Below are 16,512 nucleotides of genomic sequence, written 5' to 3' on the forward strand. Positions count from 1 at the left end.
GCCCATGTATTAATTCATAATGCATGGGTTTTTTTTATCAATAAATAGTATTATTTCACTGATTATTTTATAATACGTCATGTTTATTAGTCTGCATTTTCATACCCAACTCATCCCTCTTTCACCAAGCTTTCCAATTAATTCCCCGTAAAGTGACTCAACTCACAAATACAGAGTAAAGTAATAAAAATGAACCGATGTTTTGATTTTTATCTCGATCGAAACATAAATATAAATTTATAATTCACTAAAATTAAAACATCGTTTCGAGGTTCAAGTATGACATATGATTATCTTGTCATTGCAGGGTATTTTACTCTGATGGTGGCAATCAGCTTGTTATTCAAAAAAATGGCAAGTTCAAGTACGAGTGATTATTTCCGTGGTGGCGGTAAAATGCTGTGGTGGATGGTTGGTTCAACTGCATTCATGACGCAGTTCTCAGCCTGGACATTTACCGGTGCTGCAGGTAAAGCCTTCAGCTCAGGTTTTGAAATCCTGGGCGTATTCGTCGGTAACATGGTTGCTTATGGATTTGCATTTTTCTATTTTTCACGCCGTTTCCGTCAAATGCGTGTCGATACGCCAACAGAAGCTGTAAAACGTCGTTTTGGGCACACAAATGAACAATTTTTCACTTGGGTGATTATTCCGTTAAGTGTCCTGAATGCCGGTGTATGGTTGAACGGTTTAGGTGTATTTGCATCCGCAGTATTTAAAACAGACATCAACATGACCATTTACATCACAGGTGCGGCGGTATTGCTGGTATCTCTGATTAGTGGTGCATGGGGTGTTGTGGCATCTGACTTTATTCAGTCACTGATTGTTGCGGTTATCTCGGTCGCTTGTGCGGTTGTTGCACTTGTTGTTGTCGGTGGTCCGGGTGAAATCCTGACGAAGTTCCCAGGCGGATTCATCGTTGGTCCGGATATGAATTACCCAATCCTGATCGTCGGTTCATTCCTGTTCTTCATCGTAAAACAGCTGCAAAGTATTAACAACATGCAGGAATCTTATCGTTTCCTTAACGCAAAAGATTCTAAAAACGCATCTAAAGCAGCTCTGCTTGCATTAGGTATGATGTTTGTTGGTGCCATGATTTGGTTTATTCCACCATGGGCGATTCGTATTCTGAATCCGGATGCGGCTCTGGCATACGCAAGTTTAGGAAAAAAAGCAGGTGACGCGGTTTATCTGGTCTTTGCCCGTGACTACATGCCTGTGGGTACTGTGGGTCTGCTGATGGCGGGTCTGTTCGCTGCAACCATGTCTTCTATGGACTCAGCACTAAACCGTAACTCTGGTATTTTTGTCCGTAGTTTCTATGCGCCGATTATGCGTAAAGGAAAAGCAACAGATAAAGAACAACTTCGCATGGGTATGATTGCCAGTGTCATTAACGGTATTCTGGTTATCCTGTGTGCTCAGTTCTATGTATCACTGAAAGGTTTGAGCCTGTTTGATTTGATGATGCAGGTTGCAACACTGCTTCAATCTCCAATCCTGGTTCCATTGTTCCTTGCAATCCTGATCCGCAAGACACCAAAATGGGCACCGTGGGCAACAGTTATTTTCGGCCTGTTTGTTTCTCTGCTCGTTGTAAAAGTTCTGACACCAACAGTTGTTGGCGGATGGTTCGGAATGGAGAATCTGACTGGTCGCGAAGCTGGTGATTTGAAAATCATGACAACGATTGGTGCTCACCTTGTTCTGACTGCTGGTTTCTTCTGCTTAACAACATTGTTCTACAAAGAAGAAAACGACATCAATATTGAACAAACCCGTGAGTTCTTCAAAGATGTAGATACAGAGTGTATTGCGGAAGAAGGTCAGGATGTTGTTGACCGGATGCAACGTAATAAACTGGGTACTTTGGTAATGTTGATGTCAGCAGGCTTATTGTTGATGATACTGATCCCTAACCCGTTGTGGGGCCGGATATTGTTCCTGTGCTGTTCTGCAGCCGTGTTCCTGGTCGGTTTCGCGCTGAAACGCAGTGCAGGTGTAGGCGAAATTGATGCCAGAACGGCAACGATGCCTCGCTAAACACATCTGATTGATTGACTATGGCTGCCGGCAATTTTGCTGGCAGCCAGACTAAAGGAGACTCATTTATGGCTAAAGGTGATTCGGTTCAGTTAGCTTTTGAAACGTTCATTGACAGCGACACTCAGGTTAAAGTAACACGTTTAACGCCAACTGATGTTATTTGCCACCGTAACTACTTCTATCAAAAATGCTTCACCAATGATGGCAAAAAATTGTTATTTGCCGGTGATTTTGATGGTAACCGCAACTACTACCTTGTCGATCTGGAGACACAAAAAGCAGTTCAGCTGACTGAAGGTGCAGGTGATAACACATTCGGTGGTTTCATTTCGAATGATGATCAATCATTTTTCTATGTTAAAAATGAATTGAATCTGATGAAAGTTGATCTGAACACACTGGAAGAAAGTGTTGTCTACACCGTTGACGACGAGTGGAAAGGTTATGGTACATGGGTAGCAAACTCAGAGTGCACCAAGCTTGTTGGTATTGAGATTCTGAAAAGCTGCTGGAAGCCATTAACCGACTGGAAAAAATTCCACGACTTTTATCATACAAACCCAACCTGCCGCTTAATCAAAGTTGATATTGAGACAGGTGAACTGGAAGTTGTCCACCAAAAAGATGAATGGCTGGGCCACCCGATTTATCGTCCGTTTGATGATTCTACGATTGGTTTCTGTCATGAAGGTCCGCACGATCTGGTTGATGCCAGAATGTGGCTGGTGAATGAAGATGGTTCAAACGTACGTAAGATCAAGGAACATGCTTCTGGTGAATCCTGTACACACGAATTCTGGATTCCGGATGGCAGCGGTATGGCTTATGTGTCTTACTTTAAAGGTCAGTCAGAGCGTGTTATCTACAAAGCTGATCCTGTGACTCTGGAAAATGAGAAAGTCATGACAATGCCACCATGTTCTCATTTAATGAGTAATCATGACGGAAGTCTGATGGTTGGTGACGGCTGTGACAGCCCGGTTGATGTTGCTGATGATTCAGGCTATAGCATTGAGAATGATCCGTTCCTGTACATTCTTAATACGAAGAGCAAAACATCGACTAAACTGGCGAAGCATAATACTTCCTGGGAAGTATTAGATGGTGACAGACAAATTACTCACCCTCACCCATCATTCACACCAAATGATACAGGTGTTCTGTTTACAAGTGACTTTGAAGGTGTACCAGCACTCTATATTGCTGATGTACCAGAAGCGATGCGCTCATAAAACATCTCATCTCTGATTTGAAAAAACCTCAGCCTGTCCGGCTGAGGTTTTTTTTAAAGTGCTCACGAATCAAAAAGAAACTTCGTTCTTTTCATATTATTTACACTGAATAAAGATAAGATATATTGACATTGCCTATATTTTTATCAAGGCGGTCGGAGTATACCCGGGGACGATGTTCAAACTTAATAATCAAAAACTTCTCAATCTCATCCGTTATACCCCTGTGGTAGTTGTGTGCCTGTTTATCGCAATTACGCATGTTTTTCTGATCCAGGATAATCAGGACAAAGCCGCCTTTAATCTTAAAACCCTGAAAGAGTCACTGCTGACACAGCAGCAGGATATTATTCGTGAACAGGTTTATCAGGTTTCAAAGCAATTGAGAATTACCCGCTCCAGAACTGACAACCAGCTCAAGGAAGACGCCAGAAAACAGGTCCATAATGTCTATCACCTGATTCATAATCTTTATGTCCGCCATTCAGATAAAACTGAAGCTGAAATAAAAAAAATCATATTAAATGCTTTAAACCCCCTGCTCTTTTTCCATTCTCAGGAACAGTTATTCATTCTGGACCAGCAGGGGAAAAACCTGATCAAACCAGCTGAGTTTACAGACATTTCGCAATCCGGATTCACTGTTCATCGCCAAGATACATATTTCAATCTTCCCCATCAGGGATTAGGGAAGTCTCCGGAACATCTCTGGCATAATTCAGCGGAGACCATTACTTATATCAGAGATTTTCAGCCATTTCAGTGGACACTGGGCATTACGAAATACAAAACAAATGCACTGAAACAGATGAAATCGCAAATGCTGGAATGGTTTTCGAATTATGAATATGGAGAAGGCGGGTACTTTTTTGTACTGAGCCCTGAAGGCACACTTCTCGCCCACCATTACAATGATTTTTTTGGTCTGGATTTAACACCCGGTAATCATATCGGCGCAGATCTTCTTGCCGATATTCTGGAACAAACCAATTCTGGCGGCGGTTATATCCGCTATCAGAAACCCCTGACAATCAGCGGAAAAACTGCCTTAGAGCAAATCATATATGTCAAAGAGGTGAAGGGATGGAACTGGATTATAGGCACGGGTTTTTATTCTAAACGCTTTGAAAACTATTTATCAGCAAAAGAAACACAGCTGACCCGATACAACAACCAGGGCCTGATGAAACTCTCTCTGATCGCTGTCGTATCAACGGTACTGCTGATTCTTATTTCTCTTTATGTCAGCCATCTGATTGCCCGACGTTTTAACCAGTTTCAGCAGCGTATCATTAACGATGTCAACCATCTGGAGCAGACAAAAGACCAGATGGAATATATGGCGCATCACGATGCCCTGACCGGGCTCCCCAATCGCATCCTGATGATCCAGAAAATTAATCAAAGCATCGTAGCTGCCAGACAAAACAATTTACTGGTTGCTGTGATGTTTGTTGATCTGGACAATTTTAAAAATGTGAACGACCTTTACGGACATACACTCGGTGATCAGTTACTGAAAAGACTCGGACATAAATTTTCGGCCATCATGGATGAAGAAGGGTTTGTTTCCCGCTTCGGTGGAGATGAATTTATCTTTTGTTTCCCCGGATTGCGTGACGCAGAAGAGGCCAAACATAAGATCAGGCTGATTCAGCAAACTCTGGAAAATCCGGTGATCATTGAAGGTAAAATTATATCTGTCGGCTGCAGTATCGGTATCACAATGTACCCGGATGACAGCACGGAAGCGGAAAGCTTAATCTCCAAAGCAGATGCAGTTTTGTATAAATCAAAATCCCATAAGAAAGGCGAAGCGCTGTTTTATGATCAGTCCATCAGCCAGCAAATTCAGTTTGACCTGATGATTGAAAACGGACTACACCATGCTCTGAAAAGCAGGCAAATCTATCTTCTCTACCAGCCACAAATCAATACAGCGACTGGCCAGATAGTTGGTGTTGAGGCGCTGGCCCGCTGGAATCATGAGACCTTAGGTCAGATTCCTCCGGCGAAGTTTATCGAAACCGCAGAAAAGACCGGGCTGATATATGAACTTGGCCTGTTTGTTTTTAAGCAGGCTTGTCTGGACATCAGCCCGCTTTCAATACATGGTGAGCCGGTCAATATTTCGGTGAACATCTCTCCAAAACAGCTGCTTAATCCACAATTGCCGGAGCATCTGACCAATATCTGTTTTGAAACCGGGACAGAGCCTCAACGTATTACTCTGGAAATCACGGAGAATGTGCTGATAGACAGACTTGATGAAGTGATGCCTCTGTTCGGTCAGCTCAGAGAACTAGGATTTGGCATCTCGCTCGATGATTTCGGCACCGGTTATTCCTCCCTGAATTATCTTCACCATTTACCGTTGACTGAGATAAAAATCGATCGATCATTTATTCATAAGTTGCTGGAAAATTCGCAAAGTGAGATGTTAGTAAAAATGATTGTGCGCATTGGCAAATTCTGCAATATGTCTGTTGTTGCTGAAGGTGTCGAAACAGAAGCGCAACTCAATAAACTCGCGGCACACCACTGCGATGTGGTTCAGGGGTTCTACTTTAGCCCCCCGGTTCTCATCGGGCAATTACTCAGCCAGTACGATATATCTCCTGATATCCCGGCCGGCTAACTTTCAGTTTTACGGAGTTCCAGATATGCAGTCAGCACATTCAAACAAGCTCTGGCCGGGAATCATCATCATGATGGGCTGTTTCTCCCTGCCGGCAGTCAGTCAGGAACCCCAAGAAATCAGCCTGTGGAGACATCTTGCCGGTGAGCCGGAAATGATGGCATCAGAGGCCGCAATCGAACGGTTTAATCAGTCCCAGAAAAAATGGAAGATCGTTGCAGATTATATTTATGAAGCGGCTTATACGCAGTCCATTAATGCGGCTGCCAAGGCAAATGTTCTGCCCTGTATTATTGATATTGACCAGCCGTTGGTACCTAACTTTGCCTGGCAGGGATTTCTGCGCCCGTTAGATGGTTTAATCAGCCGCTATACTTTGGATAAAATCAATCCATCAGGAAAAGAATATTACCGTGGAAAACTCTATTCCATCGGACAATTTGATGCGGTACTGGCTTTATTTACCCGCAAATCTTTACTCAAAGAAATCAAATTCAGGATACCTGCTATTGATCACCCCTGGACGAAAGATGAGTTTATGCAGGTAATGGATAGAATCAAAGCAACCGGCCGGTATGCCTACCCGCTTGATATCAAAGCAAATGACCTGACTGAGTGGCTCCCTTATGCTTTGGCACCCTGGATGCTGTCCTGGGGAGCGGATCTGATTAACCGGAATAAATATTATCAGGTTGACGGTACTCTCAATTCAGATAAAGCCGTCGCATTCGGCCAGTGGATTCAGACCCTGGTTCACGGTAAATATATCGACCCCAAACCCGATGATTTTCATGGTCTGCTCAATGGACGAATTGCGATCCAGTATAACGGCCTGTGGAGCCTGAATGAATATCACCAAGCTTTGGGGAATGATCTGGCGGTTCTGCCCGTACCTGATTTTGGTTCAGGCGCTATGATTGGCGCCGGTTCATGGCAATGGGGTATTACCACGTCCTGCCCGTACCCTGAAGGGGCAACAGCATTTATTACTCATTTATTGTCAGACAGGGAAATTGCGACAATCTCTGATGAAACATCCATGCTTCCGGCTTCTGAACAGGCAGCAGCTTTAACCAAAAATTTTTCAACATCCGGTCAATGGCATTTTTTATACGGCTATTCAGACAAATTATCAAAGTTCCGCCCGGCAACCCCCGCTTATCCCGTCATTTCTTCCAGTTATAAAAAAGCAATCAGTGATATTCTTCAGGGACTGGACCCGCAAACCGCATTCGATTTAGCAGTAGAAAATATCGAAGCAGCGATTGAACGCCATCAATATTACAGCACCCGGCAAGAGAAAAAGAGCGTCAGGCATTAACATTTCAGGGAGTGCTTCAGGTCATGCCATACAAATTAACGGGCAGGATTCCATATAAAACGAAACTCATGATGAAAACTATGTGATCCTGCTACCATTCTTCAGATTCAGATCTTCCACGGGAAGCTGGAGCACTCTACTGTCACGTGGGTATAAACAAGAAAGGAAGATTATGTTTATTAATTTAATCATGATTCTGGTGACTGCATTCGGATGCTTTCTGTTTTGGCGGCACAGACAACAGGTTGAATTTGCCCGCTCTGCTATCGAGAGAAAATGCAGCCAGCTGAATTTACAGTTAGTCAGTGTCTCTTTTCAGCACAAAATTCGCACAGGCAAAAAGCGCTGGCTGATTTATAAGCGCTATTACTTTGAATTCTCATCACAGGGTGACGATTGCTATCAGGGCTATCTGGATATGGCTGGCCGGTCGGTACTGAAATTTCACTTCCCTGTTTACCGGGAAACATCGAATATCGTTCCGCCGGAAGAAGAGCCAGTTTATGATGCCGTCTTTGAAGAAAAAAAAGAGACTTCAAACGTGATCGATATGGCGTCCAGACGACACCAGTATCAACGCCACTCCCGGCATTAAAGCCCGCTTGCTTCTGTCTTTATCCGAAACTTATCTGCAAGCTGGTCAATCGTTATTTGATTGACAGGCAAAGCGTCTCGCCTTTTATCCGGACATCAGCCTCACCCCGGATCATGTCGAGTCTGACTTTATTCACAACAATATCCGCCTTTCGCCAGCCAAACTGGTAAAGATAGGGCTGAATATAATGAGAGCGCAGATAAGATATATTTTTAAATGCTTTCGAATGCGTCAACTCATAAAAGTATTGGCTACTCCCTGCTTCATCCAGCGTTAAAACTATCCGGTTAAACCGCGCAGGCTGCTTCAGGTAACCTTGCGGGTCATGCGCTTCCAGCATCTCTGCAACCAAGATACGTTTCCCGTTATAGCCCTGATTATAGGTATGCATCTGCCAGGAAAACGGGATAAATAATAACAATATCAACCCGAGCCTTTCCCACGGATGCGAGACGATCAACGTCATCATCAGCAAGCCGGCTGGCAGCGTCACCCCGGAACGCAACGGCACTTTCACACCCAAAGCAATCACACTGGCATAGAGCGAAAAAATAACCAGTAAAACAATCAGTGTGTATTTCGTTTGCCGGAACAACGCCCGGGCAAAAACAAGAGCAACCGGAATAAAAAACAGTGGACTCAGATTCGCCAGATACAGAGCATTGCGCTCAAAATTACCGGCACTTTTCACCACATTAGCCAACAGCGAACTCAGATCCGTTGTTGGCGTCGATTTACGCCAGCGGGCAAACTCAATCCACTGTGGCTCTCCATGCGCAAGCAATGTATAAAAATACACACTTCCCTGAGCAACCAGATATCCCAAAACATAACCAAGTATCCAGAGCAGTAAAAATCTAACCAGACGCGGATAACTCTCCTGGCTCAGCTGGTGAATAAATAATAAAGGCATCAGAAAATAAAAAGCCGGATAAGAAGCAAAAAACAAAACTCCGGCAGCAGACAATAACACCGGGCGGGAATATTTATCTTTCACACATGCAAACACTGCCAGAAGTAATGTACCGGGCAGCAATGTCATCGGCCACTTAAACAACATGGTGAAATAAGGGATGTTGACCATCGCCAGACAAAAACAGAAGGCCAGCCATGGCGGCTGTTTCATCCCTGCTGCGACCTGATAACCAAACACACCGACAAAAGCGGTACACAGCCACACCGCAATGACCTGAGGAACATCGCGCAAACCACCAAACAGTAAAAAATTGATCCAGCGACCTTCCGAGGTAAATTTACTGAGATAATGATCCATGTAGGGCAAAGCATCATGCGCCACATTTTCCAGCATGGACTCCCGGACATTCAGTACCGTGACAACCAAAACAGAAAGTATGATCAATAGCTTTATCACAAGTACACCATCAATCTGTTTGTCACACTTTTTCCATGTACGCCACTTGCTTCTCAGTGACATCTGACGGGTAAAAATCATCCTGTATCCCCAAAAGTTGATGATCATGGAAACGCCTGTGGCGATGATCTGAGCAAAATAAACCGGCAGGAATAACTGCTGAACCAACACATGTAATACCGCAACTGAGCCACCTAATGCGGTCAGATTAACCAGAATAAATCCCGGAAGCTGCCCGCGTTGAGCCGTCGCCCGGAAAACAAAGTTTCTGTTCAGAAAGAAACTCATGATCATTCCGGCAAGATACGAAATCACAGATGCTGAAATATAGCTGTCAAACAGCCGGTAGAGTAAGACAAATACCAGATACGAAAACAGCGTATTCATGACCCCGGCAAACGCAAAACGTATCTTTGGTCCCGAGGCGGATTCAATCAACTGATTCAGTTGAAGCCGGATGTTCTGCTGATTCACCGGATTTACTCTTCTTCAGAATGTATAAAGGGCGCCCTTTCGATTCATTATAAATCCGGGCAACATACTCACCTAAAATACCAACGGAAATCAGCTGGATGCCTCCCATAAAGAGCACAGACACCACAACAGAAGTCCAGCCGGAAACCCACTGGTTTGTGAACAGCCGGACATAGACAGAATACATCAGCATGACAAAAGCAACGCCCGAGCTGAGAAACCCCAGCGCGATGGATAGTTTCAATGGTTTGACCGAAAAGGACAAAATGCCGTCCAGTGCAAATCTGAGCATTTTAACCAGCGGATATTTAGACTCACCCGCCAGTCTGGGAGAACGCTCATACAGCACCGAAGTCTGATTGAACCCAATCCAGCTGACCATGCCCCGAATAAACCGGGCTTTTTCGGGCATCGCAATTAACTGATCAACCACCTGTCGGTCCATCAGACGAAAATCTCCCGTATCCAGCGGAATCGGTACCTCAGACATCCGGTTAAGCAACCGGTAAAACCATCTGGCGGATAAACGTTTAAAAGCCGACTCTCCCGCCCGGTGTGCCCGTGTACCATAGACGACATCGTAACCGGATTCCCATTTTTCAAGCATCTGCTCAATCACTTCAGGCGGGTCTTGTAAATCAGCATCAATCAGCACTATCGCATTGCCGGTGCTGGCATCAATGCCAGCCGTGACAGCCTGCTGATGTCCGAAATTGCGGGAGAAAGAGAGGATACGGAGCTGAGTATGCTGATGGCTGTATGCACTGAGTTTTTCTTCCGTATCATCCGTGCTGCCATCATTGACAAAAATCAGCTCAAATGCGTAATGATTCAGCCTGTTACAAAATGTGATGAGCTCTTTCACTGTATAGTCAATGACTTCACTTTCATTAAAACAAGGAATCACAATTGATATTTTCTTCACTATCATACCCTCACTTCTTATGAATCAAGGAGGATAACAGTGCAATGTAAAGTTCAGAACAAAATCAGGTTAAATGTCCTGACACCCCTCAGGACACTTCAATCTCTGATGAAAAAAGTCAGTGCCTGCGCGGGGGACTGCTTTCATCAGAAAACAGAGAATACCACCGGGCTATGCCTCACAACCGGCCTCCTCCACAGACATACAAATCCGCCGGAACCAGTTATGCGCCGGATCAGCCTCAAGAATATGGTTCCACTGAATATATTCACTCAGTGTTGGAATTTCTTTCGGTGTTTCTAATATTTTCAGCGGTAGTGTTTGTGCGTAAAGACTCGCTAAGCGCCGCGGCATAACTGCCACCCGGTTTGTACCAACCAGTAAATGGGGTAACGCATTAAAATGACTAACCGATACATCAATCCTGCGGTTGTGAGCAAACTGCTGAATGAATGTCTCGTCAAAACTCAGAGCTCTTTCTTCTCCGAAATTCACAGCCAAATGCCCTAACGCCATAAAAACATCCATATCCATCCTGTCTTTTACGTATGGATTACCCTGATCCACAACACAACAGTAAGTATCATTAAACAGCCACTGACGCGGATGATGACTGGACATAAACATATCTGGTTGAATCAGAAAATCGAGATCTCCCTGACTTAAGACATCCTTATGAAGTTTAATGGCCGGGAGCAGATCAAAAGTCATATTCGGCGCTAACATCTGAACTTTGCGTAATAGCGGCCCGATAAAGGCAGATACGGCAAAATCCGAAGCCATGATCCTGAAATGCCGGGTGGATGTCGCAGGTTCAAATTCCCCGACATTGACAATATTCGACTGAATATCGAGCAAAATCCGTTTGAGGGGAATTTCCAGTGAATGCGCCATCGGTGTCAGTCTCATTTTTCTCCCTGTCTGCACCAGTAAATCATCATCAAAATAATTGCGCAGCCGGGCCAGTAAACCACTGGCAGCTGACTGACTGACATTCAGTTTCTCCGCCGCCCGGGTTACATTTTTTTCTGTCAGCATTGCATCAAGTGCAACCAGCAAATTCAAATCTAAATGGTGAAAACGCATAAAATTTCCTCAAATTGAGGTATCTGAAAAGAATGATACCTAATATCGTAAATCTCGATTTTTGTTATAGATAGCAGTGACTTATTATCACACATTACACCGGTTTTAACACAGACAGGGAATTGATTTGTACGATTCAGTCAATCCCAGTGTCTGAATTACCCACAGGAGAACACCATGAAATTTGCAACCATTAACAATGGAGAACGTGACGGCCAGCTGGTTTTGGTTTCCAGGGATCTGACCCGAAAGACAGATATAAGCCATCTCGCCCCAACCATGCAATACCTGCTTGAAAACTGGTCCGACGTGACACCAAAGCTTGAATCCCTGTATCAACAGCTCAATCAGGAGCAAATTGAAACATCTGCATTTGTGCCGGCAGACGTCATGGCACCACTGCCAAGATCTTACCAGTGGTGTGATGGTTCAGCTTTTCTGAATCATGGTGTTTTACTGCAAAAAGCATTCGACCTTCCGCCTCAGAAAGACTACGACACTATCCCGTTAATGTATCAGGGCGCAGCCGACACGCTGATCGGTCCGGAAGCACCGGTCTGTCTGCCAGACGAGTCCGATGATATTGATTTTGAAGGTGAATTCGCGGTCTTTGTCGATGAAGTTCCGATGGGATGCAGTCCCGGACAGGCCTTATCTGCAATCCGTTTAATCGGTCTGGTCAATGATGTCAGCCTGAGAAAATATATCGGCAGGGAAATGAACAGTGGTTTTGGGTTCATGCATGCGAAACCATCATCCGGTTTCGCGCCGGTCGCAGTCACACCTGACGAGCTGGGAGATGCCTGGAGAGACGGAAAAGTTTGCCTGCCGCTTCACATCGAGTGGAATCACCAGTGGTTCGGTGAGGCGAATGGCTCAGAAATGGATTTCAGTTTTCCACAGCTGATCGTGCATGCCGCATACAGCCGGAAGCTCAGTGCCGGCACAATCATCGGCTCCGGCACGGTATCGAATGTTGACTCAGTCAAAGGTTCTTCCTGTATTGCCGAAAGAAGGGCACTCGATATGCTGGAATACGGTGAAATCAGAACCGGCTTTATGAAATTCGGTGATCACATACGGATGGAAGCCTTCAATTCCGGTGGTGAAAGTATTTTCGGGGCAATCAGTCAAACCATTCAGCAGGGAGGATTGAGCCATGAGTAAACCTGCCGACGCCATTCAGTCACCTAACCGCAGAATTGTCGACTTATCTGTCACGTTGAGCAATAACCCTTACACCGATCCTCCGTCTCTCCTCCCTGAAATTAAATATTCGGACCATCAGCAAGGCTTACCTGATCTGCTGAATATGTTTCCCGGACTCGAAGCCGGAGATTTACCCGGTCAGGAGGGCTGGGCAGTGGAAGATATGAAACTGACAACACATAGCGGTACTCACATGGATGCCCCGTGGCATTATGCCTCAACAACGGGAGGAAAACCTTCATGGGGTATTGATGAAATGCCACTGGAGTGGTGCCTGCAGGATGGTGTAAAACTGGATTTTCGTCACCTGCCGGACGGATATGTGGTCTCAGCACAGGATCTTCAGGATGAGTTAGACCGGATAGGTTATCAGCTGAAACCACTGGATATTGTGCTGGTTAATACCAGAGCCGGAGCTTTATATGGTCAGCCAGGGTACCTCGATGCGGGAATCGGAATTGGCCGGGAAGGCACACTTTTTCTGCTTGAGCAGGGAATCCGGATTGTCGGCACAGATGCCTGGAGCTGGGACGCTCCTTTCAGTTACACAGCCAAACGTCTAGCAGAGGAAAACAACCCCGCGATTGTCTGGGAAGGACATAAAGCCGGCCGCGATATTCCCTACGGTCAGATGGAAAAGCTGGCAAACCTCGATAGCCTGCCCCCTTTCGGATTTATGGTTTCCTGTTTCCCTTACAAAATAGAAAAGGCATCAGCCGGATTTGTCAGAGCTGTCGCCATTTTTAATGACTCTCCACAGACAGCCTGAAAATACAGGTTGCACCGGTATAAACCAGCGCGGATAACCTGAAACCGGCATATTTGACTGAACCAGGAATCACGTATACCGTTTCCGCGCTGTCATTCTCCGTAGTGAGTCACCTGAAACGAATTCAGCAAGCGGTGAACCGCAAAAATAACCACCAGCGAAGCCACAATGGCAAAAAGAATACTGCTGATCCGATACAATGCGCTGAACATCAAATCAGAATCCGGCGTCAGGTACTGGCCAAATAAAATACCCATTGTTGTTAATCCGCCAAATCCCACGCCTGAACCTGCACCTTCTTTAATGTGCAAATAAGAAAACATCATGGCACCAACAAACAAGACCAGAATAATCAGTATAAAATCCCCGGACCGGCCATACAGAATAAACTGTGCAAGCATCCCATAACCCACCCCCAGCAAACCCCCCATGGCTCTCTTTTGCGCATAACCCAAAGCGCCATTCCAGTTCATCCTGAACAATAATAAGATCGTGGTTGACTGAGCAGACATTGAATCACTGAGATTAAAAATCTGGAAAATAATAAATGAAGCCGTTGCGACCAGACTTCCCAGTAAAACTTCATGACGAATCCGGTGTGTTCCCTTCGCCCCCTGTGGCCTTTGCGGCGGTTCCCTTGGTTCAACATCCGGAATAAGCCAGTGCATCAGATAAGCAATCGCAACCCCGACAATATCAGCAATCAGGTTCGTCACGATATAACCGGAAACATCCGTCACCTGATAACTGGAAAAATTCAGCATAATATTGAGCGACAAAAGGCAATTGACACCGAAGAAAAACAACGGGCCCTTTGCCATGCAATAGAACTTACTCATAAACAGAATGAACACAACAAGCGTCATTGCCGCCGGATGGCTTGCCAGCAAACCGCCCACAAGCCCGACTTCAATTCCGGACACAACTCCCGATGCCAGTAACTGCCTGACCGCATGGCCGCTCAGGACAGGAACAAGCCCGAGCAACATCACAGGCATGATGACAAAGAAAACCCCGAAACTGAAATCAAAAAACTTACAGAAAATAAAACCCAATGTTGCCCCAATAGCGACACGAAGACACTGGCGCAGGTCATTTTCACTGAGCGGATGATCCCACAGACGCATACAATATTCCTCTGTGGTTATCTAATAGATGTAATGTAATAAGCTCAGAAAATAAATCTGCCCTCTGGCAAGCCTGGTCAGCAGCGGGTTATCCGGCACCAGCTGAACCGTGGCGCGGGAACCGGCAGCAAGATGTTGCATCAGAGGATGATCAAGCCGGATATGAACCCGCAAACGCTGCGCATCACGAACCCAGCGGTTTGATGTGGTTGGTGTTGCAAGCGAGCCATTGGCATCAAACTGACCACTGCTGACACCTGCATCGACATTGCCGATCACGCCCGGATATATTTTCCCCGGTTCGCCGTCAAAAGTAACCAGCGCTTTACTGTTGGCCGGAAAATTCCGCAGGCTTTTCTCCCTGAAGTCCGCAATCACATCAAAATGTGTATCAACCAAAGCAATAACCGGGCTTCCGGCCTTTGCCATCGAGCCGTTTTTCAACTGCAGGTTCGTCACAACCCCATCATGTTTTGCTCTCACCTTCGTATAAGAAAGATTCAGCTGCGACTGTTGCAAACGGTTTCTGGCTACCCGAATCTCAATATTTTCCGTTTTGTCCTGCCCCCGGCGAACCATCAGTTCCTTTAACCGGGCCTGAGCTGCTTCCAGATTTGCCTGCGCAACCGTTGCAGCACTGACGGCATCATCCCGTTCTTTCTGAGAAACACTTTTATGGGCAAACAACTTCTCCATCCGCCGGGCTTCCCGTTGTTTTTGCCGGGTAGCGATCTGTTGTGCTTTTACGTCAGACTCAGACGCCTTAATCAGGACATTCAACTGCTGAAAATCCTGAATCGCTTTATCCAGGTTCAGCTGTGCCTGCTCAACGGCAAGCTGATAATGAACGGGGTCAAGTTCAAATAAGATTTCGCCCTGATGGACGGCCTGATTATTCCGGACATTCACCTGCATAATCTGGCCGTCAACCCGCGGGGCCACCCGGGTCACAATCCGGGTAGCCATCGACTGCGGGGTTAACGGAATGGCCATATCTGCAAATATAAAATAGACAAACAACATCACAAAAACAGCACAGGTATATTTCACCCAGCGCGCAAACTTCTGGTCGGGTGTCATGATTTCTTTCCTTCTTCATTACTGAGATACGCAAGCGCATTGTGTTCAATTTTTTCCAGTGTCGATCTCAACTGATTCAGTTCTTCCTCATCAATACCAGCCATCAGATTCCGCCGGATACGTAACACTCTTGACTCAATCGTTTTCATCACATCTTTTCCCCGGTCAGTCAGGGAAATAATCCGGGCCCGTTTGTCTTCTTCATTACAATGCCGTTCGATCAGCCCCTGCCCCTCCAGCTGATTCAGTGTTCTCATCAATGAACCCAGCTCAATTTCCAGTGACTCTGCCAGTGTTTTCTGACTCACGTTATCGCCAAGACGCATTAACTTCCATAATGCGGTCCAGCGGCTGTACGTCAGCTCCAAAGAAGCAAGATCCCGATCCGCAACCGCACGCCATAGACGGGCGGTTCTTCCCAGTTGCTCTGCCGGTGACAAATTTTTCAGATGTTTTGGATCATCCACAATCAATACGCCATATTACTAAGCCTGCTAAGTAATCTAACTTACTTAGCAGGCTTAGTAAATATTTTTTGCGCTTCATCACAAAAAAAGATCATTGTGTTTATTCTTTCATGAGTAATAACAGTCATTCATTCCCGGATAAAAATAAACCAGCTACCTTCAGTC

The 16,512-nt window shown here is 45.5% G+C and carries 13 protein-coding genes; 7 read left to right on the top strand and 6 right to left on the bottom strand.

Translation table 11 applies throughout. From position 1 onward, the window contains the following. The first annotated feature begins 279 nt into the window (after positions 1–279). From OC443_RS12445 to OC443_RS12465, 5 genes are all read left to right on the top strand, one after another. Complete coding sequence (locus OC443_RS12445; RefSeq protein ID WP_073585642.1) at positions 280–2,049, top strand: sodium:solute symporter family transporter; 1,770 nt, start codon at positions 280–282, stop codon at positions 2,047–2,049. A gap of 68 nt (positions 2,050–2,117) precedes the next feature. Then, positions 2,118–3,284: an oligogalacturonate lyase family protein gene (locus OC443_RS12450; protein ID WP_073585643.1), complete on the top strand. Its 1,167-nt coding sequence runs from the start codon at positions 2,118–2,120 to the stop codon at positions 3,282–3,284. A 175-nt stretch (positions 3,285–3,459) separates the two neighbouring features. Further along, complete coding sequence (locus OC443_RS12455; RefSeq protein ID WP_073585644.1) at positions 3,460–5,922, top strand: bifunctional diguanylate cyclase/phosphodiesterase; 2,463 nt, start codon at positions 3,460–3,462, stop codon at positions 5,920–5,922. A 25-nt stretch (positions 5,923–5,947) separates the two neighbouring features. Beyond that, positions 5,948–7,243: a sugar ABC transporter substrate-binding protein gene (locus tag OC443_RS12460; protein ID WP_073585645.1), complete on the top strand. Its 1,296-nt coding sequence runs from the start codon at positions 5,948–5,950 to the stop codon at positions 7,241–7,243. A gap of 172 nt (positions 7,244–7,415) precedes the next feature. Beyond that, positions 7,416–7,838, top strand: a complete 423-nt coding sequence (locus OC443_RS12465; protein ID WP_073585646.1) for a DUF3301 domain-containing protein — start codon at positions 7,416–7,418, stop codon at positions 7,836–7,838. Between the two features lie 52 nt (positions 7,839–7,890). Here the strand turns inward: OC443_RS12465 and OC443_RS12470 are convergent, their stop codons facing one another. The 3 genes from OC443_RS12470 to OC443_RS12480 all read right to left on the bottom strand — a co-directional run bounded on the left by OC443_RS12470 (position 7,891) and on the right by OC443_RS12480 (position 11,695). Further along, positions 7,891–9,684, bottom strand: a complete 1,794-nt coding sequence (locus OC443_RS12470; RefSeq protein WP_073585647.1) for a GtrA family protein — start codon at positions 9,682–9,684, stop codon at positions 7,891–7,893. Beyond that, the gene (locus tag OC443_RS12475) at positions 9,641–10,615 is read right to left on the bottom strand and encodes a glycosyltransferase family 2 protein (RefSeq protein WP_073585648.1); all 975 of its coding nucleotides are present in this window, start codon (positions 10,613–10,615) and stop codon (positions 9,641–9,643) included. Before OC443_RS12475 ends, OC443_RS12470 begins: the two co-directional genes overlap by 44 nt. 165 nt (positions 10,616–10,780) lie before the next feature. Then, positions 10,781–11,695, bottom strand: coding sequence for a LysR family transcriptional regulator (locus OC443_RS12480; protein ID WP_073585649.1), 915 nt, complete (start codon positions 11,693–11,695; stop codon positions 10,781–10,783). Positions 11,696–11,872: 177 nt separating this feature from the next. Here OC443_RS12480 and OC443_RS12485 point away from each other — a divergent pair, with 177 nt between their 5' ends. Then, a complete protein-coding gene (locus tag OC443_RS12485; protein ID WP_073585650.1) occupies positions 11,873–12,862 on the top strand; it encodes a fumarylacetoacetate hydrolase family protein in 990 nt (329 codons plus the stop codon). Next, positions 12,855–13,673 (top strand): cyclase family protein, encoded by an 819-nt coding sequence (locus OC443_RS12490; RefSeq protein ID WP_073585651.1) that lies wholly within the window; start codon positions 12,855–12,857, stop codon positions 13,671–13,673. Before OC443_RS12485 ends, OC443_RS12490 begins: the two co-directional genes overlap by 8 nt. 92 nt (positions 13,674–13,765) lie before the next feature. Here OC443_RS12490 and OC443_RS12495 read toward each other — a convergent pair whose 3' ends face one another. Genes OC443_RS12495 through slyA form a run of 3 tightly spaced genes read right to left on the bottom strand, consistent with a single transcriptional unit; the run spans position 13,766 to position 16,350 of the window. Further along, a complete protein-coding gene (locus OC443_RS12495; protein WP_073585652.1) occupies positions 13,766–14,800 on the bottom strand; it encodes a DUF2955 domain-containing protein in 1,035 nt (344 codons plus the stop codon). Between the two features lie 21 nt (positions 14,801–14,821). Continuing rightward, complete coding sequence (locus OC443_RS12500) at positions 14,822–15,880, bottom strand: HlyD family secretion protein (protein WP_073585653.1); 1,059 nt, start codon at positions 15,878–15,880, stop codon at positions 14,822–14,824. Further along, positions 15,877–16,350, bottom strand: coding sequence for a transcriptional regulator SlyA (slyA, locus tag OC443_RS12505; protein ID WP_073585672.1), 474 nt, complete (start codon positions 16,348–16,350; stop codon positions 15,877–15,879). The genes OC443_RS12500 and slyA overlap by 4 nt, the downstream gene beginning before the upstream one ends. Positions 16,351–16,512: the final 162 nt, after the last annotated feature.

Origin of the sequence: Vibrio quintilis, assembly GCF_024529975.1 — a bacterium.
GTDB lineage: Bacteria > Pseudomonadota > Gammaproteobacteria > Enterobacterales > Vibrionaceae > Vibrio > Vibrio quintilis.